This window comes from Dokdonella sp., assembly GCF_041395345.1.
GTDB lineage: Bacteria > Pseudomonadota > Gammaproteobacteria > Xanthomonadales > Rhodanobacteraceae > Dokdonella.
The window spans coordinates 50718-77419 of sequence record NZ_JAWLAR010000010.1; the positions used below are offsets into that span (position 1 = coordinate 50718).

The following is a 26702-nucleotide window of genomic DNA, read 5'->3' on the forward strand; positions in this document are numbered from 1 at the left end:
ATGCATCCCATCTCTCTGGAAAGAGCGGGCGTCTGCCTGCGTGTCTTGAGATCCGTCTGGAAGTTCGGCGCGAGCCTTGTGCTGAGTGCGGCATGTGCGGGGCCGGGATTTGCCCGGCAACCCGATGCGCAGGCTTTGCTGGCAGAGATGGCCACGGCGATCCAGTCGCTGGACTACCAGGGCTCTTTCCTCTACCAGCATGCGGGACAGATCGACACTCTGCGCGTCGTCCACGCTGGGGGCTCGCGTGAACGTGAACGCCTGGTCAGTCTCAATGGACCGCGTACCGAAATCATCCGCAACGGACCTGATGTCACCTTTGTCCAGCCGGACGGTTCCGCGCTCATCTATCCGAGCAACTCCGGGCGAGGCTTGTTGCCGCTGGTTCCCGGTACCGGGGCCAGGTCGCTCGAGGCAAACTATCGGTTGACTATCGTGGGCACGGACAGAGTCGCCGGATACGATGCGGACGTGGTTGACGTCGAAGCGCGCGATTCCTGGCGCTACGGTTATCGCCTCTGGCTGGACAGGAACTCGCGATTGTTGCTGCGTTCCATGGTGCTGGATAGCGAGCGCCGGATACTTGAGCAATTCATGTTTGTTGCCCTGCAGATTGGTCCCTTGCCCGACGAGACCGAACTGATTCCGTCGCAAAGGGAATTGCTGACAACACGCTCCGCCCAGGCAGATGACTGGGTGCTGCAAAGGAAGTCGGAGTGGGTAGTGACCCAGCCCCCTCCCGGCTTCACCTTCAGTTCGGTCCGTCGGTCGCGACAGCTCGCGGCGGACGCTGTCGAGCATCTGGTCTACAGCGATGGACTCGCGAACATTTCGATCTACCTGGAGCCGAGCCAGGGTGAAATACTGGAGAGTGCGACGCTCAACGAGCGCGGCCCCCTGAACATTCTTGCCGTTACCCGCAACGAATGGCGAATAACCGCGGTTGGAGACGTGCCTGCGACCACGCTGTCGGCGATCGTCGGTTCGCTCAGACGCGATGCAACGCCCCCGCCAGGAGACGAGTAGGGATGCCATCAGTCACGTGCTGCGGCCGGGAACTTTGATCCGGTCAGGCTATTCCAACCCGGTTCCGAAACCCGGCAATACACCTTCGCTAACCCTGTAACGAGGAAGAGGATAATGATCAATTTTTCAGCCACCCGCAGATCGATATTCATGTCGGCCGTCTGCATGGCGATGTTGGCGCTAGCCGGACAAAGCCTCGCGGCGGACCTGCCGGACTTCGTCAGTCTGGTGGAGAAGAACGGTCCCGCCGTCGTCAATGTTCGCGCCACCGAGACTGCCGAAGCCCGGGCCGAGGGCCAGGATCCGGGAGCAGACGCAGAAGATGTGCCGGAGATATTCCGACGCTTCTTCGGCCCGATCCCGCGTGGGCAGCCGCCGGGTGGCGAACGTCGATCGGCAGGTTCGGGCTTCATCGTTTCCGCAGACGGCTACATCCTCACCAACAACCACGTCGTTGGTGATGCGGATCAGGTCACCGTGCGCTTGTCCGACCGCAGGGAACTCGACGCCAAGGTCATTGGAAAGGATGAGCAGACGGACATTGCCTTGCTCAAGATCGAGGCAACCGGGCTGCCCGTCGTCAGCCTCGGGGATTCGACGCAACTCAAGCCGGGGCAATGGGTCGTCGCAGTGGGTTCTCCGTTCGGAATGGACCACACCGTGACCCACGGCATCGTCAGCGCTGTCGGTCGCGGCTACGACCGCAGTCAGCAATACGTGCCGTTTATCCAGACCGATGTCCCGATCAACCCCGGCAACAGTGGCGGCCCTCTTTTCAACCTCGAGGGTCAGGTTGTCGGCATCAATTCCCAGATCTTCTCCAACACCGGTGGCTACATGGGTGTGTCTTTTGCCATTCCGATCTCCGTGGCAATGAACACGATGAACCAGCTCAAGGAGAAGGGCCATGTCTCGCGCGGCATGATCGGCGTGCAGATCCAGAACGTGGATCGCGACTCGGCCAAGGCGCTGGGGCTGCCGCGCAGCGGCGGCGCCCTCGTCAACAGCATCACGGCCGGGGGCGCTGCGGAAAAAGCCGGGGTCCGTATCGGCGATGTCATCCTGTCTTTTGATGGAGCGGAAGTAGTCAGTTCTTCTGACTTGCCACCCCTGGTCGGCCTGACGCCACCGGGAACCCGCTCGGAACTGGAGATCTTCCGCAATGGCAAGACACTGACGGTCCCGGTCACGGTCGGCGAGCTGCCGCAGGACGTCGCTTCGACCGTGGCGGCCGCGCCGAAGACCGCGGCACCGGCCAACAAGCTCGGCATTCTGGTCGAGGACCTCAGTGCAGAACAGCGCAAGCAGCTAGGACTGAAGGACGAAGGCGTCGTGATCACGCGGATTACCGGCAGTTCCGCTCGACGTGCGGCACTGCAGCCCGGCGACATCGTGCTGATGGTGGGGCGTACCTCGATCAAGACCAGTGAAGGCTTCCAGTCGGCGGTGAACGCGCTCAAGCAGGACGATTCGGTCATGCTGCTGATCCGGCGCAACGAGACGACATCCTTCGTCGCGCTGACCGTGCCAAAGGATGGGTCCGAGTAGGTTCGGAAGCGCACCACGGGCAGTGCATTTGTCCCAGGCAGGGCAGGCGCGGGATGAGACCCCCCGCGCCTGCCAATTCGGGAGAATGCTGCAGCGCAGCCAAAACCGGCGCTTTCTGCGATAATCGCCGCCTTTGTGCCGCCCGCCGGGCCGGTGCTCTACGGCAAACCCGATGGACCTTATCCGAAATTTTTCGATCATTGCCCATGTCGACCATGGCAAATCGACGCTCGCTGATCGCATCATCCAGCTCTGTGGAGGATTGCAGGACCGCGAAATGTCCGCCCAGGTGCTCGACTCGAACCCGATCGAGCGGGAGCGCGGAATCACGATCAAGGCGCAGAGCGTCTCGCTGCCGTATACGGCTCGTGACGGCAAGACCTACCAGCTGAACTTTATCGACACCCCGGGCCATGTCGACTTTTCCTATGAGGTAAGTCGCTCGCTTGCCGCCTGCGAGGGTGCCCTGCTGGTGGTCGATGCCGCACAAGGGGTGGAGGCGCAATCGGTAGCCAATTGCTATACGGCTGTCGAACAGGGCCTTACCGTCATCCCAGTCCTCAACAAGATCGACTTGCCAACAGCCGATATTGATCGGGCCAAGGAGGAGATCGAGGCTGTCATCGGCATCGACGCCGAGGACGCGATTGCAATCAGCGCCAAAACCGGTCACAACGTGATCGAAGTACTGGAAGCCATTGTGGCGCGCATTCCGCCGCCTGTGCCGCGCGAGTCGACAAAGCTGCAGGCCCTGATCATCGATTCCTGGTTTGACAACTACCTGGGTGTTGTATCGCTGGTGCGCGTCATGCAAGGCGAGATCAAGCCCAAGGACAAGATCCTCGTCATGTCGACCGGGCGCTGGCACGAGGTCGACCAGGTCGGCGTGTTTACACCCAAGCGCCTGGTCAAGAGCAAACTCAGTGGCGGCGAAGTGGGCTGGGTGAACGCCTCGATCAAGGAGGTGCATGGCGCTCCCGTCGGCGACACGCTGACCCTCAATGCCGATCCGGCATCGAAGCCGCTGCCAGGGTTCCAGAAGGTGCAGCCGCGTGTGTTCGCGGGCCTCTTCCCGGTCAATGCCGAGGACTACCCTTCGCTCAGGGAGGCCCTCGAGAAACTCAAGCTCAACGACGCCGCCCTGCACTTCGAACCCGAGAGCTCCGAGGCCATGGGGTTCGGATTCCGCTGCGGCTTTCTTGGTCTGCTGCACATGGACATCATCCAGGAGCGGCTCGAGCGCGAGTACGATCTGGATCTGATCAGCACGGCACCGACCGTCATCTACGAGGTGCTGCAGACGGATGGCAGCATCCTGTCGCTGGACAACCCGGCCAAGCTACCGGCATCGCAGAATATCGATGAAATCCGTGAGCCCATCATCGTGGCCAACATTCTCACGCCGCCCGATCACATAGGAAGCGTCATCAAGCTTTGCGAAGAGAAACGGGGCGTGCAGAGATCCATCAATTACATGGCGAACCAGGTCCAGATCAGCTACGAGCTGCCGCTGGCCGAGGTCGTTCTGGACTTTTTCGATCGACTCAAGTCGGTCTCGCGCGGCTATGCCTCGATGGACTACCACTTCGAGCGGTTCCAGGTTGCGCCGCTGGTCCGCCTGGATATCCTGATCAATGGCGAGCGGGTGGATGCCCTGAGCTTGATCCTGCATCGCTCTGCGGCGGATCGCAGGGGACGTGAACTGGTCGACAAGATGAAGGATCTCATTCCCCGCCAGCAATTCGACGTGGCAATCCAGGGAGCGATCGGTGCCCAGATCATTGCGCGTTCCACGGTCAAGGCCTTGCGCAAGAATGTTCTGGCGAAGTGCTATGGCGGCGATGTAACGCGCAAGCGCAAGCTGCTCGAGAAACAGAAGGAAGGCAAGAAGCGCATGAAGCAGGTGGGGCGCGTGGATATTCCCCAGGAAGCGTTCCTGGCCGTACTCCAATCAGACAACAAGTAAGCTGCCGAAAGAATCGTGACTTCGGTGCATTTCCCGGGAGTTTGAATGAATTTTGATCTTGCCCTGCTGTTGGTTGTCCTGTCCGCCCTGACCGGCATGATCTGGCTGATCGACAAGATCGCGTTTGCGCCGAATCGCATCAAACGCGCCCAAAGCATCGATGACATATCGGCTCTTTCCGAGGCGGAGAAGAAGGCGCGCGTCCAGGAGGCGCTGCGTGAGCCAGTATTGACCGAATACGCGCGTTCGTTCTTTCCGGTGCTCGTATTGATCCTGATCTTCCGCTCCTTCATTGCCGAGCCGTTCAAGATTCCCTCTGGCTCGATGATGCCGACCTTGCTGGTCGGCGACTTCATCCTGGTCAACAAGTTCGCCTATGGCCTGCGCCTGCCCGTTCTCAACAACCGGATTGTCGAGATTGGGGAACCGCAGCGTGGTGACGTGGTTGTATTTCGCTATCCCGGCTTTCAGTGCGAGCGGGACGGCAAGCCGATTCGCAGCGGCAACCCGTGCTTCGAAGCCTACGCCCCTGTGCCCAAGCAGGACTACATCAAGCGCATAGTCGGCCTGCCCGGCGACGAGATCACCTACCGGAACAAGATCATCTATGTAAACGGTCAGGAAATCCCGCAAACCTACGTCGGCCCCTATATCGGCCCGTCCGAGAACGGCCGGAACCTGAGCGAGGCCCAGGTCAAGGACGAGATGTTGTCGGCCGAAGCCCACCGCATGATGACCATGCCGCACGACTCGGGGCATGAAGGTACCTGGCGCGTGCCCGAAGCCAGCTATTTTGTGATGGGTGACAATCGCGACAGTAGCGCGGATAGTCGATACTGGGGCTTCGTGCCAGAGGCCAACCTGGTGGGTCGGGCCATCGTCATCTGGATGAACTGGGACAACAGCATCGACTACCACCGTATCGGCACGGTCATCAAATAAGCGGAAGGAGGCAGCATGTCCACTCGGTATCGTACACGCGGCATTACATTGATTGGGTTCATCATGCTTTTGTGCGTAGTCGGCTTCTTCGGCTATCTGGGAATGCGCCTCGTGCCCATGTATATCGAATACATGGGCGTTGTTCGTGCCATGAAGCAGCTACAGTCTGAACCGAATTCGAGAAACCTGTCGCCTGAAGAAGTAAGGCGAAATCTGTATTTCAAGTTCAACACCCAATATGTCGATGAGGCTGCCATTCCTCCCCAGGCGATCCAGGTCAAGCGTGAGAACAATGTTTCCACACTGCGTATCAAGTACGAACGCCGTGTACCCTGGATTCACAACATCGAGTTGCTGGCAACCTTCGATAAAAGCGTCAGGCTAGATGGTACGGATGGCTAGCGAATCAATCGCCCTTGGCCACCGCTTCTCCGATTCCTTGCTGCTCGAACAGGCCCTGACCCATCGCAGTGCAGGGCGCCGCAACAACGAGAGACTGGAGTTCCTTGGCGATGCCTTGCTCAACCTGATTGTCGCCGAGGCCATCTACGAACGGTTTCCCAAGGCCAGCGAGGGGGAGATGACCCGCTTGCGGGCATCACTGGTCAACGGTGCTGCGCTCGCCGAACTGGCTCGTGAAGAGGATATCGGAGAGAGCCTCAAGCTGGGGCCGGGCGAGCTCAAGACAGGCGGATTCCGTCGCGACTCGATACTCGCCGATACCTTTGAAGCGCTGATTGCGGCCATCTATCTCGATGCCGGCTGGAACAGCTGCAGGGAGCGCGTAATCCACCTCTTTTCCAGTCGGCTCGAAAATGCGGACGTGAAGACTTCGAAAGATGCCAAGACCACTCTGCAGGAATTGCTGCAGGCGCATGCGCTTGCGCTGCCTGCCTACGAACTGGTCACGACGCATGGCGATGACCACGACAAGGAGTTCGAAGTGGACTGCACCATCAGCGCCCTGGGCCTCAGCACCCTGGGTCGGGGTTCAAGCCGTCGCGCGGCAGAGCAGGCGGCTGCAGACTCGATACTCGCTCAAACACGTACGGCGATCGCCACGAACAACAAGAAGCGCAAGGCATGACTACTGAAATATCGGATTCATTCCGGTTCGGCCAGGTTGCCCTGGTCGGACGACCGAATGTGGGCAAGTCCACCTTGCTCAATGCCTTGATAGGTTCCGAACTCAGCATCGTTTCCCCGAAGCCGCAGACCACGCGTCACCGGATTCTGGGTATCGCCACCCATGAGCACTCGCAGATCGCCTTTCTCGATACGCCGGGTCTGCACCTCGGTGGCAAACGTGCCATCAATCGTCAGCTCAACCGCGTTGCCAGGCAGGTGCCCGAAGAGGCGGATGCAATAGTGCACGTCATCGCGGCTCCGCGCTGGACCGACGAAGACGAGCAGGTATGGGACCTCGTATCGCGCCAGTCCGCACCGTGCCTGCTGGCGGTCAACAAGATCGATCGCGTCACCAACAAGGAAGACCTGTTGCCGTTTGTTGCCGAGATCTCCGCAACCCGCAAGTACACCGGGGTGCACTACATTCGCGCGACGCATGGCAAGGGGCTCAAGGCGCTGCTATCCGATCTGGTCAAGTTGCTTCCCGAGGCGCCTGCGCAGTACGCCGAGGACGAACTGACCGATCGCAGCGAACGCTTCATCGCTGCGGAAATGATTCGCGAGCAACTCATGCTGCGGTTGTCCGAAGAGCTCCCGTATGCCACATCGGTCGAGATCGAACACTTCGAGCAGGTCGGAAACCTTTCCCGTATCGCGGCGGCAATCTGGGTTGAGCGGGAAGGTCAGAAGGCGATTGTCATTGGCGCCGGCGGCGCGCAACTGAAGGCGATTGGAAGTCAGGCTCGCCGACGCATGGAAAAATTGTTTGGCAACAAGGTGTTTCTCGAGCTCTGGGTGAAGGTGCGTGAGAACTGGTCCGACGACGATGCCTCCCTCAAACAGCTTGGCTATACCGGCTGAGTATCCCGGGCCGTGCGTGTTGATGCCCAGCCCGCCTTGATACTGCATGCGCGTGCCTGGCGAGAAACCTCACTGTTGCTCGAATGTCTGACTCCGGAATACGGCCGAGTCGGCCTGGTTGCCAGAGGCGTGCGACGCGAAAAGTCGCGTTTGCCACGCGGCTTGCTGCAGCCCCTGCAGGCCTTGAATCTGAGTTGGCTGGGGAATGGTGAGCTGTTTACGCTGACTCATGCCGAGTCGACTGCCCCACCGTTGCCGATTGCCGGCGAACGCCTCTATTCCTGCATGTATCTGAATGAGCTTGTTCTTCGATTGTGTGCGCGTGGTGATCCGCAACCGGAGTTGTTCGAGCACTATTGCACCTGTCTGAATCGTATCGCGGCAGGAGAACCCGAGGGCTGGACGCTGCGCCGATTCGAGCGTGATCTGATGGTCGCGCTTGGCTACGGTCTGGTTCTGGACCGGGACGTCGACGACGGCTCGGCATTGCAGGCGGACAGGGAATACAGTTACGTGATGGACTCGGGCCCGCGGCAGTGGCGTCCGAATGGTGGCGCCTTGCGAGTCAGCGGAGCGGCGTTGCTTGCCCTGCATGCCGATGAGAGGCCCACACCACAAGCCGAACGGGAATTGCGTCTGCTCATGCGAGCGCTGCTTCAGGATCAGCTCAATGGTGGAAGCCTCAACGCCTGGGAAATCAGGGCAGGCCAGGGAAAAGCCTGATCCGGCAGTCTCTCGAGCCTTGCACGGCTGAACCGCGAATCTGCCTGCACGGTTCATGATCCCGCCGCTTCTGGCTCACGGATCCTCCATGGCCACGCCAATCGCCAGGAATCTGTTCTTGCGCAGTCGAGCTCCTGCCTCAAGCAGCAAAACCAGGCAGGCTGCTAGCCGAGTGAATCGCGCGTTTCGGCGCTGATTGCGAGAAACCTGTCGACCGCGTCGTTTGGCCAACCCTTCTCTTCGTCCAGTACATCACGCAGCGTCCGCACGGCTCCAGCCAGCTTGATCGCTCCGCAGAAACCGGCCGAGGCATCCAGCTTGTGCAGGCGATCCCGCAGGGCAACCGTATCGTTGCTGGCCGCAAGGGCATGGATCTCGCCAGGAATGGCATCAAGCTCAGCAGCAAACAGTTTTCGCAGCGCGTGCATGATGTCCCTCTGGCCACCGTTCTTCGCCATGGCCAGGCCGTCATCCAGCATCTCATCGCGTGCCAAGGCCGTTGCCAATTGACTCTCGATCACGGCGCGCAAATCCTCGAACATGATGGGCTTGATCACGACCGTGGAAAATCCCGCGTCGAGCAAGTCATCAGATCCAGGGCTGGCGTCAGCCGTGGTGGCCACCGCTGGTGATGATCGGGAAGGCCCGCTCCGGGAACGAATGCGTCGCAAGGCGTCCGCTCCGCCCAGTAACGGCATGCGCGAGTCGATCAACATCAAGTCATAGTGTCGCGACGATGCGAGCAGACATGCCTCCATTCCATCCCTGGCAGTTTCAGCGACGTGCCCCATGCGGGAAATGGATTCGGCGAAAAACTCCAGGCTCAGCGCGTTGTCGTCGGCAACCAGTATCCTTGCCATTTTCGAAATTCCCTGTCGATGAATCGGCCCAAGGATCGGTCGTATGCGATCCATGGTCAATCAGCCTTCGCGTGCGGTAGCGGCTGTGACCTTCCTGGGAAGGCGCGGTTCACTGATAACATGCGCACGCGCCAAATCCTGCCAGCCTGAAGGGAAGCCCGATCCAGCATGCAATTCACAGAAGTGGAAGTAGACAGCCTGAATCATGATGGCCGCGGTGTGGCACGGGTCGATGGAAAGGCGGTCTTTGTCGCCGGCGGATTGCCGGGCGAACGCGCCATTGTGCGGATTACCGCGCGCCATCGGAGCTACGACGAGGCCAAAGTCGAGGAGCTACTGACAAGATCCGGTGACCGAATCGAAGCCCGCTGCCCCCACTTTGGAGGTTGCGGCGGATGCGCAATGCAGCACCTGCCTGCGGCAAGGCAGATTGAAGCCAAGGAAAAGATCCTGGCGCAAAATTTCGAACGTATCGGAAAGGTCCGGCCGGATCACTGGCTGACCGCCTTGACCGATCAGGCCTGGGGATATCGGCGCAAGGGCAGGCTGTCGGTGAAGTGGGTGGAAAAAAAGGGCAAGGCCCTGGTTGGATTCAGGGAAGACAATCCACGATTTGTGGCGGATCTCTCGATCTGCCATACGCTTCTGCCCGAGGTAGGGCTGCGCATTGCCGCGCTATCCGAATTGATTGGCTCGATGCATGCGCGTCGGCAGATTGCGCAAATCGAGATCTCGGCCGGTGACGATGCGGTGGCATTGGTGTTCCGGAACCTGATTGCGCTTGAGCAGGACGATCTCGAAAAGCTGATTGCCTTCGGCAAGGAACATGACCTCGCAATTCTGTTGCAGCCCAAGGGCCCGGACAGCGTCCATCCACTCTGGCCAGAACAGATCGATCTGAAATTCGGCATTCACGAATCTGGCGTGGAGTTGTCTTTCAAGCCGCTCGACTTCATCCAGGTAAATGCCGGCATGAACCAGCGCATGGTGGCGCGCGCCATCGAATTGCTGGATGTGCAATCGACCGACAACGTACTGGATCTGTATTGCGGGCTTGGAAATTTCACCCTGCCTGTTGCCCGTCGCGTCGCCCGCGTGACCGGTGTGGAGGGTGATCATGGACTGGTTGCGCGGGCCGCGGAAAACGCCACTCGCAATGGCATCGAGAACGCGGTCTTTCACGCTGCCGATCTCTCACGGAACCAGGCCAGCGTACCCTGGGCCAGGGAACCGTATGACAAGTTGCTACTTGATCCGCCCCGCTCGGGTGCTGCGGAAGTCCTTGAATATCTGCCACGCAAGGGGACCGACCGGATCGTGTATGTTTCATGCCACCCGGGCTCGCTGGCACGCGATGCAGGTACCCTGGTCAACAGGCACGGGTTCCGGCTGGTTCGAGCCGGTGTCATGGACATGTTTCCGCACACCGCACATGTCGAATCAATCGCATTGTTCGAGCGCTGATCGGACGGTAGGATGTGACGCCAGAAGGCCGTCACTCGACACCGACACAATCAGGATCCAATTCAATTCATGTTGACTATCAGACGCGAGGCAGGTGACAGATGTTGATCATCGGCATTCCCGGCAAGACCCTGAGCGACGACGATCGAGTCTGGCTTTCAGCGAAGCAGGTCAGTGGTGTCATTCTGTTCAGCAGGAATTTCTTGAACCGGGATCAGATTACGTCCCTGATCGACGATATCCGGATGGAGCGGCCAGACGATCCCTTTCTGATTTGCGTGGACCAGGAAGGCGGGCCCGTCCAGCGATTCCGTGAGGGATTCACCCGGTTGCCTGCGTTGGCCAGGCTTGGAGAACTCTACACTCGCGACTCGAAACGGGCACTTGCACTGGCCGAAGAACATGCCTGGTTGATGGCCAGCGAAATGCGTGCCATTGATGTCGACCTCAGTTTTGCCCCTGTAGCAGACCTGGCCTGCGGCAATATCGCGATTGGAGAACGTGCGTTCCACGCCGATCCGGCCATTACCTCGGACCTGGTCCAGGCCTATGCGCGCGGCATGCATCTTGCCGGCATGGCCGTTACCCTGAAGCACTTCCCCGGGCACGGCACTGTCATTGCAGACACCCATTTTGATGTCGCGGCCGATTCGCGAACTCTGGAAGACCTGCGTGCCTGCGATCTGGTTCCATTCGTCGACGGAATCGCTGCTGGCGCAGAAGCAGTCATGCTTGCCCACGTGACCTATCCGGAAATCGATGTCTTCGCTGCGGGTTACTCGAAGACCTGGATCGGCGACATCCTTCGCGATGAAATCAAGTTCGGAGGCATCGTCATCGGCGATGACATAGGCATGGCAGCAGCCGAATCGATCGGCGGCATTCCCGCCCGCATAGAGGCGCACCTGGCGGCCGGATGCGATCTTGTGCTTGCATGCAGCCCGTCCATCGTAGACGAGGCCGTGACATCGAGCACACATCTTCCGGCGTGTCCTGCAGCACGTGTCGAAAGCCTTCGCGGCGCGGTGGCGCCGACCTGGGAGGCGCTCGAAGAGAATCCCAAGCGCGATCAGATCATTAAGCGACTCACCGAGTTCATGCCCGAACCGGTGAAGAAATGAGCCGCCCGCAACTCGCCGATGCCCTGAGCAGGGCCGAGCTTGTTCACGATCATGCTGCCCTGCAGGCGGCGATTTCCAGGATGGGTATCGAAATAGGCCAGTTTCTTGCGGGAAATTCGGCCGTCTTCCTCAGCATCATGCAAGGTGGACTGGTGTTCGCCGGTCAACTCGCGACCGAAATCGACGCGCTGCTCGAGTTTGATTATGTGCATGCGACACGGTTTCGCGGCACCACGACAGGCGGCGAGCTGAAGTGGAAGCGCCGGCCGGACACTTCGCTCAAGGAGCGAACCGTCCTGCTCGTCGATGACATCCTCGATGAAGGCCACACGCTCAATGCGATTCGCGAGTGGTGCTATGAAGAGGGAGCAGCCAACGTCTTGCTGGCTGTGCTCTGCGAAAAGCGCCATGGGAGAACCGTTCCCGGTCTGGCCGGTGATTTTGTCGGCGTCCAGGTACCTGATCGGTATGTGTTCGGCTACGGCATGGACTATCACGAACAGGGACGCAACCTGCCCGGGATCTACGCACTTTGAATGCTTCCATTGCACCCGACCTTGCCCTGATCGGCGGCACCGGCTTGTACCGGCTGGCCGGACTTGAAGACGTTGCAGAGCACCGCGTCGATACGCCCTGGGGGAGGCCATCCGATGCAGTCGTCACAGGCAATCTGCATGGCCGACGACTCGCCTTTCTTGCTCGCCACGGCAGCAATCACTCGATTGCACCGCACCAGATAAACTATCGCGCAAACCTCGATGCGCTCAAGCAGCTGGGTGCGAAACGCGTCATCGGCATCAATGCGGTAGGCGGAATCCGCGAAGACATGGGCCCGCGTGTGCTTGCGGTGCCCGATCAGATCATCGACTACACGCATGGACGCATCACGAGCTTTTGCGACGGAAGCGATGTCGCTGTTCGGCACATCGATTTCAGCGAACCCTATTCGGCATCGATGCGGAATGGCTTGATCGAGGCCTGTCGTCGCGCCGAAGTCGCCATTGTCGACGGTGGCTGCTACGGGGCCACTCAGGGCCCGCGACTTGAAACCAGGGCCGAAATCGCGCGCATGAAGCGTGATGGCTGCGACCTGGTCGGCATGACTGGCATGCCCGAGGCAGCGCTGGCTCGAGAACTGGATCTCGACTATGCCTGCCTGGCCCTGGTCGCCAACTGGGCGGCCGGGTGCGGCGATGAAGCCGAGATCAGTCTCGACGAGATCTTCGCCAATCTTGAACAGGCTACGTCGCGGATCCCAATGATCCTTCAGGCCATGCTCGCAGCCTGAACTGATTCACGCTGCAAATTGCAATCGGGCCAATTCGGCATACAGGCCACCCTCGCGCAGAAGCTCCGCATGCGTGCCCTGGGCCACGACGCGACCTCCGTCCAGCACGATAATGCGATCCGCTTTTTGAACCGTCGCAAGCCGGTGCGCAATGACCAGCGTGGTTCGCTTGTTCATGAGCCGCTCCAGCGCATGCTGGACGAGGCGCTCCGACTGCGCGTCCAGGCTGGAGGTCGCTTCATCCAGCAGCAGGATGGGCGCATCCAGGAGCAGGGCGCGCGCTATTGCCACCCGCTGCTGCTGGCCTCCTGACAGCCGCACGCCGCGCTCTCCCAGATAGGTCTGATAGCGCTCGGGCAACGCATCAATGAACTCATGCGATTCGGCTGCCCGCGCCGCCGCCTCGACCGCTGCATCATCGGCATCGGCTCGCCCGAAGCGGATATTGTCGGCTGCACTGGCTCCGAACAGCACAGGATCCTGAGGCACCAGGGCAAAGCATCGGCGCAAGTCGGCAAGATCCAGGGTTTTCAGGTCCTTGCCGTCGATCGTGATGCGTCCGGCTTGCGGATCGTGAAAACGCTGCAACAGCTGGAACAGGGTCGTCTTTCCGGCACCGGACGGACCGACCAGGGCCACGGTCTGGCCCGGTTCGATGCTCAGTGACAGGTCCAGTAGGGCAGGCTTGTCCGGACGCGATGGGTAGTGGAAACCGACATGCTCGAATCGCAGCTCGCCGCGGACAGGCCGGGACAGCGACTCGAAGCGTTCAGGCGAACGGATGCCCGCTTCGGTATCGAGCAACTCGCTTATTCGGCCCAATGCACCGGCGCAGCGGAGCAATTCGCCCCAGACTTCGGTCAACCCGCCGACCGATCCCGCCGCCACGACGGCATACAGGACGAACTGGGCCAGAACGCCGGCGTCCATGTCGCCGGCGATGACCTGGTGCGCGCCCGCCCACAGCACGAGGGTGATGGCACCGAAACTCAGTAGTATCACCAGGGCCGTCAGTACTGCCGTGGTGCCGATTCGCTTGCGTGCGGTAGCAAGGGCATTGAGGACTGCCGTCGTATAGCGTTCGCGCTCGCGTGACTCGCGCGCATAGGCCTGGACCGTGTGAATGGCGTTCAGTGACTCGGAGGCGATGGCGGACGAGTCGGCCATCCGATCCTGGCTTTCGCGTGAGAGTTTCTCGACCCTGCGACCAAGAAACACGATCGGAAGAATCACTGCGGGAATGACCAGTGCGGTGAGACCGGCCAGTCGTGGACTGGTGACGACCAGCATCGTCGTGGAACCGATCAGCATGACCACGCTGCGCAACGACAGTGACAGGGTGGATCCGACCACGGTCTGGACCAGTTCGGTATCCGCTGCCAGTCGCGATACCAGCTCGCCGGAGCGCGTGCGCTCGAAAAAGGCCTGGTCCAGCGTCAGCAGGTGCGCATACAGGCGCGTACGCAAACTGGCTGCGACACGCTCCCCCAGCAGGGTCACGAAAAAATATCGCGAGGCGCCGGCGATGGCCATGATCACGGCGACACCGAACAAGCCGATGAAGCCCGCGTTGAGCAAGCCAGGGTCGGTCTGCCCGAACCCGCGATCAATCATGAATCGTGCCGCGGCCGGCAGGGTTAGGGTGGCCGCCGAGGAGATGGCTAGGAAGAACAACCAGCCCGAGATCAACAGCCGCTGTTCACGGATGTACGGAATCAGTCGACGATAGGCACCCAGTTTCTTCGGTGCGGACAATTCGGTTTCTGGCATTGGATGTTGTTCGCCGGGGTTGGTCCGCACAACGGATGTGACGACGCGGACGCTCGCGCCGCAGGCGGGTGGCTGACGATTGCCCGAGACACGCTCGGAGGTGCGGGTTGCTACCTGAGTGGGACTGCACAAACCCACTTTCAAGGCCCATGCCATGAGCCAGAGCAGCGATCTCAGCTTGTCTCAAGCTCCAGTTCGGCTTTGCCCCTGCTCAGGTTCCGCAGAAAGCCGGCGAATGCCCCGGTGCTTGCCTTCGGCATGCACAGCGTCAGACGAACGCCTTCGGCGTCGAACGACTCGTTGACTGACAGCGCAGAAAACTCCGTCAATCGCGCGCTGAGTATCGGTAGCAGGGCGAATTCGATGCGCACGAATACGCGTATGGTGTCGACGATCTCGACCCGCTGGGCGAGGCGCAGGCATTCCGCAGCACAGCCGCCGTACGCCCTGGCAAGACCGCCCGCACCGAGCTTCGTGCCTCCATACCATCGCGTAACCACGACAGCCGTCTGATCAAAGCCCTGTCCTTCGATGGCCTGGAGGATAGGCCGACCGGCCGTGCCACCCGGTTCACCATCGTCTGAAAACCGATAGGCTGTGCCAATGCGATAGGCCCAGCAGTTGTGGGTTGCGAGCGGATCGCTGATTTCGGAAATGATCGCCATGGCCGCATCCGGATCATCAACCCGCGCGGCTTGAGCAAGAAATCGGCTTTTCCTGATTTCCTGCAGCAGACTGGCTCGAGCTGCAAGGGTATGCAGGACCGTCACTGCTCTAGCTGGCGCAACGCGTCAGGTAACGGCCAATCCGGATATTGCATGCGGAACAGGCGAAGACTTTCAATGGCCTTGCGTCGTTGACCGGTACTGGCAAGGCGTTCGATTTCCTCGAGCCAGGCTTCGGCAGACAGTTGCTCCTGCGCAACCGATGCCTGATCTGCAGATATGGCCGCTGCGGCACTCGATTGCGGTGCAACGGCGCCGCCGCGCGATTCCATCGATTCGCCATTTCCTGCCGCTCCCGCAGCGGAGCTTTTCACTTCTGGCCGCGCCTGCCTGACGCTTGAAAGGGATTCTTCCTGAACAGCCTCCCGATCCGGTGCAAACGCCTCTGCCTCCGCCTTGTCAGGAGCGGCAGAACGGGCTTGCGCCGGGGCCGATTTTTCGGAAGACAGCGAGGCTCCAGGGTTTTCTTGCGCAGTTTTCGTGGCTTGAGGCAGTGGTCGCGCCGCGGGTGCCTGGGGAACCGGGAGTTCGGCAGGACTCGCTGCTGACGTCTTGTCTTCCTTGCTCACGCGGGACATCGCTTCTGGAGCCACCCCGCTGGCATCAAGCGGTATTTCTCCGTCGCGCATGATCAGGTCGGATCGCGTCTTCTTTCGCGACCGCGGTTCGGTGATTGCCTCGACCGGGACCACCCGGGCATCCTGGATCGCCCGCGAGCCTTCCGGCATGCTTTCGTGGGACTGCATCTGCCGGCCGACCTGCCAGGCGATGCCAGCGGCCAGCACGACTCCGGCAGCCGAGCCCAGGGCCAGGGTCCAGCGATGCGCCCGTGGGGTACGCCGGCCATGCACCGCCCGAGCTGCGTCGGCCAGAATGATCCGGTCCAGTCGCCGAGGTGGCTCCGGACGGGACAGGCGGCCGTAGATTGCACCGAACTCGCCTCGGTCCTCGTCGAGCAGGCGCTGCAGCTCCTGTTCCGATGTCAGTCGCTTTTTCACGATTCAAACCTCGCACGGATGCGTGCCAGGGCATAGCGCAGGCGTGATTTCACCGTCTCGCGGCCTACGCCAGTCACTTCTGATATCTCCTCAAGTCCAAGCCCGTTTTCCATACGTAACAAGAAGGTTACGCGCTGTTCTTCAGGTAATTCCTCAAGTGCGATCTGCAAGCGCCGACGCTGCTCGAACTCACTCAACATCCGATCCGGCTGCTCCTCGTCGGGCGCATCCAGCCGGTTGAACACGGCCTCGCTCTCTTCAGCCGATGCCTGTGGGCGAGCACGCCGATAGCGATCGATCAGCAGGTTGTGCGCGATCTGCAGCAACCAGGTCGTGAATTTCGCTTCGACTCGATAGCGTTCGCGCGCCGCCACCGCCCGGCTCCAGGTTTCCTGAAACAGCTCGTCTGCGTCGGCGCGCTGGCGCAAGGATCTGAGCAGAAACCGATACAGGGTGCCGCGATGCCTCTGGTAGAGCTGCTCGAAGGCAAGCAGGTCACCCCCGGCGTACGCGAGCATCAATTCCTCATCCGTTCTTTCCGTCCCCATGGCTGCGAGGTTAAGGCAATCCATGGGAGTCGTCATCAGCATGGTCGCGTTGTTCAACGCATCAAGGTGGGATGCGGGGTTTAACTACCAGGCCAGCCGGCGTCGCCACCCATCAAGTCAGGGGTTGACCCGCTATCGAATCCCCAATCCACAACCCTCAATCCCGCTTTCCCCCATCGGAAAGACTGCTCTGCCCCGATCCGTCATTCAATCTGCTCTCGCGCCCAATTGGCATCCAGCGCTTCCATGGCATCCTGGGGCTTCAGTCTGGCGGCCTTGTCGTAGGCTTCGGCGACCTCATCCTCTCGTTTCTCTCCGTACAGGAGCAGCAGTCCGTTGCCGTATTCGATCCAGGCAATGGGCGATGCCGGCGTCAGCTTGAGCGACCCCTTGAGGTGCTTTTCGGCATCGGACGCGTTGGCGCCATAGGTCAGTTTCGCCAGCATGCCGCCCACCTTGTCGACGATTTCGGCATGGTAGAGGCCAAGAGCTGTCATGGCTTCAGCGTGTTTCGGCGCCAATTTGAGCGTGGCATCCAGTGATTCGCGCACCTTGCCGGCCAGTCCCTGCGCCAGCGCCTTGGCAATCGAGATCGACTGGCTCAGCCGGCCCATGGCATAGGCCCTTCTGTAGTGGCTGTTGGCCAGGGAGGGCAGGGCAATCAATGCTTCGTCGGAAAGGCGTACGAGGTCCTCGTAGCGCTTCGTACGCGCATCTTCGTCGTCAACCAGATAGGCCGCGTGAATACCGGCCGCCTTGATCGCCACCGAAGCGCCGATCGCCTTGAGTGCAACGCCGGCCTCGTAGGCTTGCTGGAATTCACCGCGATGAAAATCACGCCAGGCATCCTGCAGCTGATTGGCGATGGATGCACTGTCCTTGCCCAGCTTCGGATTGGCCTTGAGCAGGCTGGCCACGTATTTTTCATCCGGATAGGGCTCCAGATCTCCCGCGTGCAACCTGGGCCAGGCCTTGGCCAGCTTGTCCCCCGGGTAGTCATAGGACTTGTCCTTGTGCGGAAACGCGGCCCAGTTCTTCTTTGCCATCATGCAATCCTCGAATCGCCAGGCTGCATCCTGCACCTGCACCGCATCCGGCGGCAAGCCGCTAAACTTCAGCAGGGCCGTGAAGTCAGTCCAGCCGGACCACTTCCGTCCCCAGACTCTCGACCTGCGACTTCCCCGTTTTGAAGAACGTCCCGAACATGGCCACCGAACCTGCCCTCCGCGCTGCCGAACTTCGAAAACAGATCGAAGAGGCCAATTACCGCTATCACGTTCTGGATGATGCCCGGATTCCGGATGCGGACTACGACAGCCTGATGCGCGAACTCGAGAGCCTGGAAGCCGCGCATCCCGAACTGGCTGGCGCGGACTCACCCACGCGCCGGGTCGGTGCAAGCCCGTCACGCGAGTTCGCCGAAGTCCGCCACGAACTGCGCATGCTGTCCCTGGCCAATGCCTTCAATGATGAGGAGATCGAGGACTTTGTTCGTCGCGTCGAACAGCGTCTCGACGTCGCGAATCCGCTTTTTTCCGTTGAGCCAAAGTTCGACGGCCTGGCGATCAGCCTGCGCTATGAGGACGGGGTCTTTGTTCAGGGCGCAACTCGCGGCGATGGTGAAACGGGCGAGGACGTGACGGTCAATCTGCGCACGATCAAGGCGATACCGCTGCGACTGCGCGGCAATGACTGGCCGGCGGTGCTGGAGGTGCGTGGCGAGGTCTACATGCCACGCGCCGACTTCGAGCGCTACAACGCGCACGCCCGCGCGCACGGCGGCAAGGTGCTGGCCAATCCGCGCAACGGTGCAGCAGGCTCGCTCAGACAGCTCGACTCATCGATTACGGCGTCGAGACCACTGGCTTTCTATGCCTATGCTCCGGGCGCAGTCGAAGAAGGATCGCTGCCGGATACCCATTCGGCGCTGATGCAGAAATTCCGCGAATGGGGCTTCCCTGTCAGCCACCTGGTCGAGACGGCCCGCGGTGCCCGTGGCTGCCTCGACTACTACCGTCGTATCGGTGAACAGCGCGATGCGTTGCCGTTCGATATCGACGGAGTCGTATACAAGGTCGACGATCTTGAGGCACAGCAGGAACTCGGCTTTGTCGGCCGCACGCCACGCTGGGCTATCGCGCACAAGTTCCCCGCACAGGAGCAGAGCACGCGCCTGCTTGCAATCGATATCAACATAGGTCGCACCGGAGCAGCCACGCCGATAGCGCGACTCGATCCCGTGCAGGTAGCCGGCGTCGTGGTCACCAACGCCACCTTGCACAACGCAGACCAGATCGAGCGGCTCGACGTGCGTGTCGGCGACACGGTCATCGTGCGACGTGCCGGCGACGTGATTCCCGAAGTCGTGCGTGTAATCGAGGATCAGCGGCCAGTCGACACCTCGCCCTGGAAGATGCCGACGCACTGCCCGATCTGCCAGTCCGAACTGATTCGCGAGGAGGGCCAGGTGGTCTGGCGCTGCTCGGGAGAGTTGATCTGCCCGGCTCAGCGCAAGGAGGCCATCATTCATTTCGCGTCGCGTCGCGCAATGGATATCGACGGGCTGGGTGCGCGTCTGATCGAGGATCTTTGCGATCTGGGCTTTGTCGTCTCGATTGCCGATCTGTACAAGCTTCGCCTCGATGACTTCATCGAAATGAAGCGACGCGCGGACGAACGCGATGGCACCACGCCGGAAACCGTCAAGGCGGGCAAGGTTGCCACCAGATGGGCCGAAAACCTGGTCGAAGCCATCGAAGACAGCAAGCAAACCACACTGGAGCGCTTCCTGTTTGCCCTCGGTATCGAGCATGTCGGCGAAAGCACGGCAAAGGCCCTGTCAGCCTGGTTCGGTCGCCTCGAACTCATCCGCCATCTGCCATGGCCATTGCTGAAGCTGGTGCCGGATATCGGTGGTGAGGTCGCACGATCCATTGATGGCTTCTTTGCCCAGGAGGGCAACCAGTCGGCCATCGATGAGCTGCTGATGCGTGGCGTGAGTTTCAAGGACGAACATGATGTTTCGCCAAAACTGCGTCAATCGCTGTCCCCGGCCTTGCTGCTGACCAGCCTCGAAATCCCGAAACTGACCGAGAAGCGATCTGCACAGCTGGCTGCCGCCTTCGACGATCTGTCCGACCTCGTGTCTGCACCGGAACACCCGCTCGTCGCGGCAGGCTTGCCGGCTGAGACGGCCGCCGCATTCCTACGCTGGCGAGAAGTCGCCGCCCATTCGACACTGCTCCAGCGAAGCGTGAAGAGCTGGAATCAACTCCGCGAACTGGCGGGCTCCACCAGCGCAAGCGAAGCGTCATTGCCACTGGACGGGATGACCGTCGTCCTGACCGGATCGCTCTCGAGCATGACCCGCGATGAGGCCGGCGCGAAACTTGAAGCGCTCGGCGCCAGGGTGGCCGGCAGCGTGTCGAAGAAAACGGCCATTGTCGTGGCCGGCGAATCGGCCGGCTCCAAGCTCGACAAGGCTCAGTCGCTCGGCATCGAAATCTGGGATGAGGCACGCCTGCTCGAATTCCTTGCCGGGAATCCGGCTTGAACAACCGGGATCGCCACCAGGCGCTGGTCTTGCGCGCTCGAGTCAACGCGCTGATCCGCAACTTCTTTGCCGAGCGTGACGTGCTCGAAGTCGAAACGCCCGTATTGTCGGTGGCGGCGAACACCGAACCGAATATCGAGAGTTTCAGCACGCAGTTCTCGGGCCACGTCGATGCGGGTTCGCCAGAGCGCTGGCTGCGCACGTCGGCGGAATTCTCCCTCAAGCGCCTGCTCGCCGCGGGAGTCGGCGATTGCTACGAGCTCGGCCGCGTGTTTCGAAATGGCGAGGCGGGCAGGCGGCACAATCCCGAGTTCACGATGCTCGAATGGTATCGCATCGGATGGGACCATCGGCGCCTGATCGACGAGACCGTCGAACTCGTTCGCCAATGCCTGCGCATGGTCGATCGCGAAGCCGGTCTCGCATCGCTGACCTATCGCGAACTATTTCTCGAGGTCCTCGATCTCGATCCGTTCACTGCGTCGATCGACACCCTGCGCGAGCCACTGCATGGCATTGATCTCGACGGGCAAGGCCTTCAGCGCGACGACTGGCTGGATCTGCTGATCACACATCGAATTCAACCCGATTTTCCCGATGACCGGATCACCGTGATACGGGACTGGCCATCCAGCCAGTGCGCGCTCGCAAGAATCCGCGATGGGGAACCCCCTGTTGCCGAACGTTTCGAACTGTATCTTGGCACCCAAGAACTCGCCAACGGTTACCACGAACTGACGGACCCCGCCGAACAGCGCGGCCGCTTCGAGAACGACAACCGCCGCCGTCAGCTGCGTGGCCAGCGCGAACTGCCCATCGACGAGAACCTGTTGATGGCTCTGGAGGGCGGAATGCCGCGCTGCGCCGGGGTGGCCCTCGGTATCGAACGCTTGCTGATGTGCCTCAGCGGGAGTGCTTCCATCGGCGACGTTCTTGCATTCGAGTTCGCCAGATCCTGAGCAATGCAGTCAGGCGGGCGCTTCCTGTCTCCGGGGCCGGATCCAGACCCAGGCCACGACAGCGGCCACGGCTGAGGTTGCCGAGGCGAGAAGGAAGGCGGTGTCTCCGCCGCTGACCTTCCATACAAGCCCCGACAACAGCGCACCCAGCACACCGCCGATACCGGAAGAGAAGCCGTAGAAAATGCCTTGCGCGTGACCGTTCTGCCTGCCAGGAAAGAATTTCACGAGAAACTGCATGCTGGCCGCGAAAAAACCCGCGAAGCTCAGTGCGTGAAGGGTCTGTGCAATGGTCATCAATGCAACGCTGTCCGGCCACAGCGCAATGACCGCCCAACGCAGGCTTGCAGCAACAAGAGATATCAGCAAGACGGTCGAAGCACTCCAGCGTCGGAATATCCACGTGGAGAAGGTGAATACGGCGATCTCGACGATGACGCCGATCGACCAGAACATGCCGAGTGCCGAACTGCTATAGCCATGCTCGTCCAGATAGATCGAGTAAAAGGTGTAGTAGGGCCCGAAAGAAAGCTGCATGAGCAGGGCGACAATGAAGAACGCAATGACCTCGGGCCGACGAAGCCGACTCAGGAAGTTGACGGTATCGGCTTCGGCCTGTGCAGCTGGCGTCCTCCCGTAATCATTCATCATTGCAGAAGCCAGCATGCCGGCGAACAGCGGAAGCATCAGCCACGGTAGAGCGGTGACAGGCAAATGATCGAGGGACACTCCAAACAACGCAACAACCGCAACAAACCCGATCGAGCCCCAGACGCGGATACGCCCGTAGCGTTCGGCTCTGCCTACCAGGTGCGAAAGCGTGATCGATTCGAACTGCGGCATCACGGCGTTGTACATGAAGCAGAACACGCACATCACGACAAACAGCCATGCGAAGTCGAGCTCGAGCGTGAAAGCGGAAAAACTCAGCAAGGTGAGCACGCATCCGATGCGCAGCCAGTGCACGGGATTGGCCGATCGCGCCGCGAGGGTGCTCCAGGTGCTCGGGGCAACGACGCGAGTCGCATACCAGAGACTCATCAGTACGCTGATTGCCGCCACATCCTGCCCTGTGCCCTTGAGGTAGAGACTCCAGTACGGCGTAAACGCTCCAAGCGCCGCGTAGTAAGCGAAATAGAAGCTCGACAGGCGCAGCATCGGTACACGCTGGCTCGTGCTGGCATCGGTTGAGTTCAATCAGAATTCCAGATCGAGACTCGCGCAGAGATAGTCGACCATCGGTGCGATCCGCTTGAATCGATCCACAAGGAAGGGTTTGAGCTCGGTCGATATGGCGATACTGTCGGCGAAGCGCTCGGAGGCAACAAAGTCCTTGCGCTTGATGTCGGCGATCAGCTCATGTTGGGGATCGAATCCGCGTGGCGGACGAATCAGCGTGTCGCCGCCCAGGGTGAAGTGCGAGGAGAATCCTTTCGATCGTGTGGCCTTTTTCCATGCCGCGGGATTGTTGACGATGAATTCGCGAATGCGCTTGATGGACTGCGACTGCGGATGCCACTTGCCGCCACCGACAAAACAGTTACCCTGCTGGAAGTGCATGTAGAACGATGGCGCATCGACTTCCCGAGCGCGCTCGTGGAAAAGGCGCGCGCCAGACCAGGTCTTGTACGGCGTCTTGTCATTGGCGAAACGCGTGTCTCGGTAGATGCGAAACATCGACCCGCCCTGACTGCGCGGATCCGCCACAAAGTGGGGAGAAATCTTCGCAAGCGGCGCCTGCAGGTCGGCGATCAGTTGCAGGAACGGTTGGCGCAAGTCCGCCTCGTAGCGCGCCTTGTTGTCGTTGAACCAGACCCGGTTGTTGTTGGCCTTGAGGTCGCGCAGGAAGCGGAAGGTGGCTTTGGAGAAATAGGGGGTTGCCATAAAGGTCTCGTGTCTTGCGTGTGCCCATGCCATGTTCGCCGGTTCCGGAGGAATCCGGCAAGATTGAGAGTGACGCTGGCCTCTATTGAATCTCCCGCTGCAATTCGCGGCCCCAATCCTCCAGTGCGTCAAGCAAGGGAAGTTTGTCCGCCGAGACGTCGTTGCGCTTTTCGCCAATGACCTGGAAAAACTGCTCCAGGGTCAACCCGGTCAGTGCCGACTCGGTATTCAGGCGACGACAGCGGAATTGCAGCCATTTCGCCGACTCCTCGTCGCTCAGCGATTGTGGCCAGTTGCGCGCACGATAGCGAAACAGCAACTCGGCATAGCGCGGATCCCGAAACCGGATGCCCGAATCGCCCAGAAGCTCGCCGGGCGTCTGGCGAACCTTGCGCAGCAGTGGCTTGTCGGCATCCGGAAGGAATCCCGAATAGAGGGCAAGCTCGGGATCGGCAGCCGGATCAAAGGGTGCCTGTGCCTCGAATACCGCCTGCACCCTCGCAGCCAGGCCCTCTGCAGCGTTGAGGTACCCGAGGTTGCGCAAGGCACGTTCGCTATCCAGGCCGATCCGTTTGCTGTCGATACCCTTGAGCACGCTCATCGGAGCCAGGGCCGGCGAGCGATTGGCGTGCACGAGCTTGAGAGGAATGCGCTCGACATCCTCGGGAAGATCGGCATTGGAGACGAACACCCGGTCCGCGATTTCCTCCGGCTCAAGCTCGAGCATCGGTCGCGGGTCGATATCGAGGTCGTAGACGATGACGGCATTTGACTGCTGCGGGTGCGCCGCCAGCGGGGCAACAATCGCCAGACAACCCCGTGTCGCCGGATACCGTGAAGAAACGTGCACGATTGGCGTTCGATGGGCGAAATCGAGAAGCTGGAAAGCGCGCTGCTTGCGACGCATGTCGAAATGAAAGTCGAACAAGCGGGGTTGCTGCCTGCGAATCAGTCGAGCGAGATCGATGGTCGCCTCGACATCGGACAAGGCGTCGTGGGCACGGTTCTGCTTCAGTTGATTCGCCGAGGCAAGATCTTCCAGCCTGAAGCTGGGTGAACCCTCCTCATGCAGCGGCCACTCGATGCCGTGCGGACGCAGGGCGTAGCACATGCGGACCAGATCAATCAGATCCCAACGCGAATTCCCGGCCCGCCATTCCCGTTCATACGGATCATGGAAATTTCGATAGAGCAGGTTTCGCGTGAACTCGTCGTCGAATCGCAGCGAGTTGTAGCCGACACCGCAGGTGCCAGGCGCAGCAAGCTCCTCATGCACGATAGCGGCAAATTCGGCCTCGATCAGACCCTCGCGCTCGGCCTGTTGAGGCACGATGCCTGTAACCAGACAGGCTTCGGGGTGGGGCAGAAGATCACGCGCCGGCTTGCAGTAGAGCATGACCGGCTCGCCGACAATTTCAAGATCGACACTCGTCCGCATTCCCGCAAACTGGACCGGCCGGTCCCGCCTCGGGTCGATACCCGAGGTTTCATAGTCGTGCCAGAAAAAGGTTGTCGAGGCCATTGTGCACATGCTAACCCGGAGCTCGCCTGATCACTGCATTCCGGCGGGCGCTTGGCCCGCGCAGGGTTCGCGGCAATAATCGGAGCCTGCTCATTCATGGAGATCGCGATGCCGCTGGCAAACGTGTCAAAAGCGCACGAGGACAATCTGATCTGGATCGATCTGGAAATGACCGGACTCGACACCGATAACGATTCCATTCTCGAAATTGCCACCATCGTGACGGACCGCGACCTGAATATTCTTGCCGAGGGTCCCGAGCTGGCCATTCGACATGACGAAGCGCGCCTCAATGCCATGGACGACTGGAATCGCAACCAGCATGGCAAATCAGGGCTCTGGAAGAGGGTGCTCGAATCCGAAACGGACATGGCCCTGGCCGAGGTTCGTACCGTTGAATTCCTCGCTCAATGGGTCCCGGCAGGAAAATCGCCGATGTGCGGCAATTCGATCTGCCAGGATCGACGCTTCATGCATCGCCTGATGCCGCGTCTGGAACGCTTCTTTCACTACCGCAACCTGGACGTGTCGACAATCAAGGAACTGGCGCGGCGCTGGGCGCCCGAGGTCAGCAAGGGGTTCAGCAAGGAATCCGCGCATACCGCACTGAGTGACGTCAGGGATTCGATCGCCGAACTGGCCTACTACCGGCCTTTCCTGGGCAGGTTCGCGCAGGGGCCAGCCGAAAATCGGTGACCCTTGGGGCTGCCGCAGGACTGCAAGGCGGTTTCAGGTGGCCGACAGGGCGGGGCGAGTGGGCAAGGCATGCCGGAAGATGCGGGCAATGACGCTGCCGTACTGGCGCCAGAAGCCACCGGTGTTGTAGTGGATGCCGTAGCGCATGCAGATCTCGCGAACGCGAGGGGCGATTTCGGCATAGCGCGGCGCCGGCATGTCCGGAAACAGGTGATGCTCGATCTGGTGACTCAAGTGTCCCGTGAGCAGATGAAACAGTCGACCGCCTTCAAGATTGCTCGATCCCTGGATCTGGCGCAGGTACCACTGCCCGCGCGTTTCATCGGCAACTTCGCGCACCGAGTAGGTTTGCACTTCGCCGGTGAAGTGTCCGCAGAAGATGATCGCGTTGGTCCAGACATTGCGGATGCCGTTCGCAACCAGATTGCCCAGCAGGACCCGCGGCCACTGCCAGAACGCCAATGCAGGAAACATGACGTAATCCTTGAACAATTGCAGACCTGCCTTGCGCAGGAATGGACGCATGCGACTGCGAAATTCGTCCAGCTTCATCCGGCCCTTCAGGAAGCGACCGATCTTGATATCGTGAACCGCCACACCCCACTGGAAGTTCAGCGCAAGCATCAGGTACCAGAACGGCTGCAGCAGGCAAGACCTTGACCAGCGCTGCTGCTCGCTAAGGCGCAGCATGCCATAGCCGAAATCGTGGTCCTTGCCGATGATGTTGGTGAAGTCGTGATGCTCGACGTTGTGCGAATGCCGCCAGTGATCGCCATCGCAGACGATATCCCACTCATAGGTCAGGGAATTCAACCTGGCGTCGTTCATCCAGTCGTACTGGCCGTGCATGACATTGTGGCCAACCTCCATGTTCTCGAGGATCTTGGCCAGCGCAAGCCCGATCACGCCAGCGACCCAGCTGAACGGCCCGACACCGAACATCAGCAGACCGCGACCGACAATCGCCGAGCCCTGGACGATGCCGCGCACTCGATGGATATGCCGGGCATCCCGTTCGCCAAGGTCATCAAGCACCTCTACCCGAAGCGCATCGAGCTCCGCTTCGAATCGGGCCAGTGCATCTGAATCAAGGCGGGTCTTGCCGGTCATCGTGGCTGTC

General features: G+C 60.6%; 25 protein-coding genes and 1 pseudogene. 15 read left to right on the forward strand and 11 right to left on the reverse strand.

Annotated elements, in window-relative coordinates; genetic code table 11:
• On the forward strand, nucleotides 1-1026 hold the full coding sequence (locus R3F00_RS10430; protein ID WP_371281725.1) for a MucB/RseB C-terminal domain-containing protein: 1026 nt from the start codon (nucleotides 1-3) through the stop codon (nucleotides 1024-1026).
• Nucleotides 1027-1034: 8 nt separating this feature from the next.
• Here the strand turns inward: R3F00_RS10430 and R3F00_RS10435 are convergent, their stop codons facing one another.
• Complete coding sequence (locus R3F00_RS10435; RefSeq protein ID WP_371281726.1) at nucleotides 1035-1178, reverse strand: hypothetical protein; 144 nt, start codon at nucleotides 1176-1178, stop codon at nucleotides 1035-1037.
• Here R3F00_RS10435 and R3F00_RS10440 point away from each other — a divergent pair.
• The 7 genes from R3F00_RS10440 (at nucleotide 1177) to recO (ending at nucleotide 8194) form a co-directional block, all read left to right on the forward strand.
• Complete coding sequence (locus R3F00_RS10440; RefSeq protein WP_371281727.1) at nucleotides 1177-2574, forward strand: DegQ family serine endoprotease; 1398 nt, start codon at nucleotides 1177-1179, stop codon at nucleotides 2572-2574. The genes R3F00_RS10435 and R3F00_RS10440 overlap by 2 nt on opposite strands.
• Before the next feature lie 172 nt (nucleotides 2575-2746).
• Nucleotides 2747-4540, forward strand: coding sequence for a translation elongation factor 4 (gene lepA, locus R3F00_RS10445; RefSeq protein WP_371281728.1), 1794 nt, complete (start codon nucleotides 2747-2749; stop codon nucleotides 4538-4540).
• A 45-nt stretch (nucleotides 4541-4585) separates the two neighbouring features.
• A complete protein-coding gene (gene lepB / locus R3F00_RS10450; protein WP_371281729.1) occupies nucleotides 4586-5482 on the forward strand; it encodes a signal peptidase I in 897 nt (298 codons plus the stop codon).
• A gap of 63 nt (nucleotides 5483-5545) precedes the next feature.
• On the forward strand, nucleotides 5546-5884 hold the full coding sequence (locus R3F00_RS10455) for a DUF4845 domain-containing protein (RefSeq protein ID WP_371281730.1): 339 nt from the start codon (nucleotides 5546-5548) through the stop codon (nucleotides 5882-5884).
• Complete coding sequence (gene rnc, locus R3F00_RS10460) at nucleotides 5877-6569, forward strand: ribonuclease III (RefSeq protein WP_371281732.1); 693 nt, start codon at nucleotides 5877-5879, stop codon at nucleotides 6567-6569. The genes R3F00_RS10455 and rnc overlap by 8 nt, the downstream gene beginning before the upstream one ends.
• On the forward strand, nucleotides 6566-7471 hold the full coding sequence (era, locus tag R3F00_RS10465; protein ID WP_371281733.1) for a GTPase Era: 906 nt from the start codon (nucleotides 6566-6568) through the stop codon (nucleotides 7469-7471). The genes rnc and era overlap by 4 nt, the downstream gene beginning before the upstream one ends.
• A 12-nt stretch (nucleotides 7472-7483) precedes the next feature.
• Entirely contained in the window at nucleotides 7484-8194 is a 711-nt protein-coding gene (gene recO / locus R3F00_RS10470) for a DNA repair protein RecO (protein ID WP_371281734.1), read from the forward strand.
• A 164-nt stretch (nucleotides 8195-8358) separates the two neighbouring features.
• Here recO and R3F00_RS10475 read toward each other — a convergent pair whose 3' ends face one another.
• Nucleotides 8359-9054 carry a response regulator gene (locus R3F00_RS10475; RefSeq protein ID WP_371281735.1) on the reverse strand — a complete coding sequence of 232 codons (696 nt, stop codon included), beginning with the start codon at nucleotides 9052-9054 and terminating at the stop codon, nucleotides 8359-8361.
• Between the two features lie 168 nt (nucleotides 9055-9222).
• Here R3F00_RS10475 and rlmD point away from each other — a divergent pair, with 168 nt between their 5' ends.
• The 4 genes from rlmD to R3F00_RS10495 all read left to right on the forward strand — a co-directional run bounded on the left by rlmD (nucleotide 9223) and on the right by R3F00_RS10495 (nucleotide 12927).
• Nucleotides 9223-10518 (forward strand): 23S rRNA (uracil(1939)-C(5))-methyltransferase RlmD, encoded by a 1296-nt coding sequence (gene rlmD / locus R3F00_RS10480; protein ID WP_371281737.1) that lies wholly within the window; start codon nucleotides 9223-9225, stop codon nucleotides 10516-10518.
• Nucleotides 10519-10619: 101 nt separating this feature from the next.
• Nucleotides 10620-11639: a beta-N-acetylhexosaminidase gene (gene nagZ / locus R3F00_RS10485; RefSeq protein WP_371281738.1), complete on the forward strand. Its 1020-nt coding sequence runs from the start codon at nucleotides 10620-10622 to the stop codon at nucleotides 11637-11639.
• A complete protein-coding gene (locus R3F00_RS10490) occupies nucleotides 11636-12175 on the forward strand; it encodes a hypoxanthine-guanine phosphoribosyltransferase (protein WP_371281739.1) in 540 nt (179 codons plus the stop codon). Before nagZ ends, R3F00_RS10490 begins: the two co-directional genes overlap by 4 nt.
• Nucleotides 12176-12183: 8 nt before the next feature.
• On the forward strand, nucleotides 12184-12927 hold the full coding sequence (locus R3F00_RS10495) for an S-methyl-5'-thioinosine phosphorylase (RefSeq protein ID WP_371281831.1): 744 nt from the start codon (nucleotides 12184-12186) through the stop codon (nucleotides 12925-12927).
• Between the two features lie 6 nt (nucleotides 12928-12933).
• Here R3F00_RS10495 and R3F00_RS10500 read toward each other — a convergent pair whose 3' ends face one another.
• The 5 genes from R3F00_RS10500 to R3F00_RS10520 form a co-directional block, all read right to left on the reverse strand.
• A complete protein-coding gene (locus R3F00_RS10500) occupies nucleotides 12934-14697 on the reverse strand; it encodes an ABC transporter transmembrane domain-containing protein (protein WP_371281740.1) in 1764 nt (587 codons plus the stop codon).
• Nucleotides 14698-14870: 173 nt separating this feature from the next.
• Nucleotides 14871-15467 (reverse strand): YigZ family protein, encoded by a 597-nt coding sequence (locus R3F00_RS10505; protein ID WP_371281741.1) that lies wholly within the window; start codon nucleotides 15465-15467, stop codon nucleotides 14871-14873.
• Entirely contained in the window at nucleotides 15464-16420 is a 957-nt protein-coding gene (locus tag R3F00_RS10510) for a hypothetical protein (protein WP_371281742.1), read from the reverse strand. The genes R3F00_RS10505 and R3F00_RS10510 overlap by 4 nt, the downstream gene beginning before the upstream one ends.
• Nucleotides 16417-16968 (reverse strand): RNA polymerase sigma factor, encoded by a 552-nt coding sequence (locus tag R3F00_RS10515; protein WP_371281832.1) that lies wholly within the window; start codon nucleotides 16966-16968, stop codon nucleotides 16417-16419. The genes R3F00_RS10510 and R3F00_RS10515 overlap by 4 nt, the downstream gene beginning before the upstream one ends.
• Nucleotides 16969-17171: 203 nt before the next feature.
• Nucleotides 17172-18014 carry a hypothetical protein gene (locus tag R3F00_RS10520; protein ID WP_371281743.1) on the reverse strand — a complete coding sequence of 281 codons (843 nt, stop codon included), beginning with the start codon at nucleotides 18012-18014 and terminating at the stop codon, nucleotides 17172-17174.
• Nucleotides 18015-18172: 158 nt separating this feature from the next.
• Here R3F00_RS10520 and ligA point away from each other — a divergent pair, with 158 nt between their 5' ends.
• Nucleotides 18173-20521 (forward strand): NAD-dependent DNA ligase LigA, encoded by a 2349-nt coding sequence (ligA, locus tag R3F00_RS10525; protein WP_371281744.1) that lies wholly within the window; start codon nucleotides 18173-18175, stop codon nucleotides 20519-20521.
• A complete protein-coding gene (gene epmA / locus R3F00_RS10530) occupies nucleotides 20518-21480 on the forward strand; it encodes an EF-P lysine aminoacylase EpmA (RefSeq protein ID WP_371281745.1) in 963 nt (320 codons plus the stop codon). Before ligA ends, epmA begins: the two co-directional genes overlap by 4 nt.
• Nucleotides 21481-21489: 9 nt before the next feature.
• Here the strand turns inward: epmA and R3F00_RS10535 are convergent, their stop codons facing one another.
• The 3 genes from R3F00_RS10535 to sbcB all read right to left on the reverse strand — a co-directional run bounded on the left by R3F00_RS10535 (nucleotide 21490) and on the right by sbcB (nucleotide 24886).
• The gene (locus R3F00_RS10535) at nucleotides 21490-22638 is read right to left on the reverse strand and encodes an MFS transporter (protein ID WP_371281833.1); all 1149 of its coding nucleotides are present in this window, start codon (nucleotides 22636-22638) and stop codon (nucleotides 21490-21492) included.
• Between the two features lie 39 nt (nucleotides 22639-22677).
• Complete coding sequence (locus R3F00_RS10540) at nucleotides 22678-23364, reverse strand: DUF2461 domain-containing protein (protein WP_371281746.1); 687 nt, start codon at nucleotides 23362-23364, stop codon at nucleotides 22678-22680.
• An 82-nt stretch (nucleotides 23365-23446) separates the two neighbouring features.
• The gene (sbcB, locus tag R3F00_RS10545) at nucleotides 23447-24886 is read right to left on the reverse strand and encodes an exodeoxyribonuclease I (RefSeq protein ID WP_371281747.1); all 1440 of its coding nucleotides are present in this window, start codon (nucleotides 24884-24886) and stop codon (nucleotides 23447-23449) included.
• A 96-nt stretch (nucleotides 24887-24982) separates the two neighbouring features.
• On the opposite strand from sbcB, the gene orn reads away from it, so the two are divergent.
• Complete coding sequence (orn, locus tag R3F00_RS10550) at nucleotides 24983-25582, forward strand: oligoribonuclease (protein ID WP_371281748.1); 600 nt, start codon at nucleotides 24983-24985, stop codon at nucleotides 25580-25582.
• On the opposite strand, the pseudogene R3F00_RS10555 reads toward orn, so the two are convergent.
• Nucleotides 25531-26692, reverse strand: a pseudogene (locus R3F00_RS10555) (fatty acid desaturase). The gene orn and the pseudogene R3F00_RS10555 sit on opposite strands and share 52 nt — an antisense overlap.
• Nucleotides 26693-26702: the final 10 nt, after the last annotated feature.

What these genes read in the sequence shown, in the direction of transcription:
- R3F00_RS10430 (WP_371281725.1), top strand. Translation starts at nt 1, where the DNA reads ATGCATCCCATCTCTCTGGAAAGAGCGGGCGTCTGCCTGCGTGTCTTG.
- R3F00_RS10440 (WP_371281727.1), top strand. Translation starts at nt 1,177, where the DNA reads ATGTCGGCCGTCTGCATGGCGATGTTGGCGCTAGCCGGACAAAGCCTC.
- R3F00_RS10435 (WP_371281726.1), bottom strand. Translation starts at nt 1,178, where the DNA reads ATGAATATCGATCTGCGGGTGGCTGAAAAATTGATCATTATCCTCTTC.
- lepA (WP_371281728.1), top strand. Translation starts at nt 2,747, where the DNA reads ATGGACCTTATCCGAAATTTTTCGATCATTGCCCATGTCGACCATGGC.
- lepB (WP_371281729.1), top strand. Translation starts at nt 4,586, where the DNA reads ATGAATTTTGATCTTGCCCTGCTGTTGGTTGTCCTGTCCGCCCTGACC.
- R3F00_RS10455 (WP_371281730.1), top strand. Translation starts at nt 5,546, where the DNA reads ATGCTTTTGTGCGTAGTCGGCTTCTTCGGCTATCTGGGAATGCGCCTC.
- rnc (WP_371281732.1), top strand. Translation starts at nt 5,877, where the DNA reads ATGGCTAGCGAATCAATCGCCCTTGGCCACCGCTTCTCCGATTCCTTG.
- era (WP_371281733.1), top strand. Translation starts at nt 6,566, where the DNA reads ATGACTACTGAAATATCGGATTCATTCCGGTTCGGCCAGGTTGCCCTG.
- R3F00_RS10475 (WP_371281735.1), bottom strand. Translation starts at nt 9,054, where the DNA reads ATGGCAAGGATACTGGTTGCCGACGACAACGCGCTGAGCCTGGAGTTT.
- rlmD (WP_371281737.1), top strand. Translation starts at nt 9,223, where the DNA reads ATGCAATTCACAGAAGTGGAAGTAGACAGCCTGAATCATGATGGCCGC.
- nagZ (WP_371281738.1), top strand. Translation starts at nt 10,620, where the DNA reads ATGTTGATCATCGGCATTCCCGGCAAGACCCTGAGCGACGACGATCGA.
- R3F00_RS10490 (WP_371281739.1), top strand. Translation starts at nt 11,636, where the DNA reads ATGAGCCGCCCGCAACTCGCCGATGCCCTGAGCAGGGCCGAGCTTGTT.
- R3F00_RS10500 (WP_371281740.1), bottom strand. Translation starts at nt 14,697, where the DNA reads ATGCCAGAAACCGAATTGTCCGCACCGAAGAAACTGGGTGCCTATCGT.
- R3F00_RS10515 (WP_371281832.1), bottom strand. Translation starts at nt 16,968, where the DNA reads ATGGGGACGGAAAGAACGGATGAGGAATTGATGCTCGCGTACGCCGGG.
- R3F00_RS10520 (WP_371281743.1), bottom strand. Translation starts at nt 18,014, where the DNA reads ATGGCAAAGAAGAACTGGGCCGCGTTTCCGCACAAGGACAAGTCCTAT.
- ligA (WP_371281744.1), top strand. Translation starts at nt 18,173, where the DNA reads ATGGCCACCGAACCTGCCCTCCGCGCTGCCGAACTTCGAAAACAGATC.
- R3F00_RS10535 (WP_371281833.1), bottom strand. Translation starts at nt 22,638, where the DNA reads ATGCTGCGCCTGTCGAGCTTCTATTTCGCTTACTACGCGGCGCTTGGA.
- R3F00_RS10540 (WP_371281746.1), bottom strand. Translation starts at nt 23,364, where the DNA reads ATGGCAACCCCCTATTTCTCCAAAGCCACCTTCCGCTTCCTGCGCGAC.
- sbcB (WP_371281747.1), bottom strand. Translation starts at nt 24,886, where the DNA reads ATGGCCTCGACAACCTTTTTCTGGCACGACTATGAAACCTCGGGTATC.
- orn (WP_371281748.1), top strand. Translation starts at nt 24,983, where the DNA reads ATGGAGATCGCGATGCCGCTGGCAAACGTGTCAAAAGCGCACGAGGAC.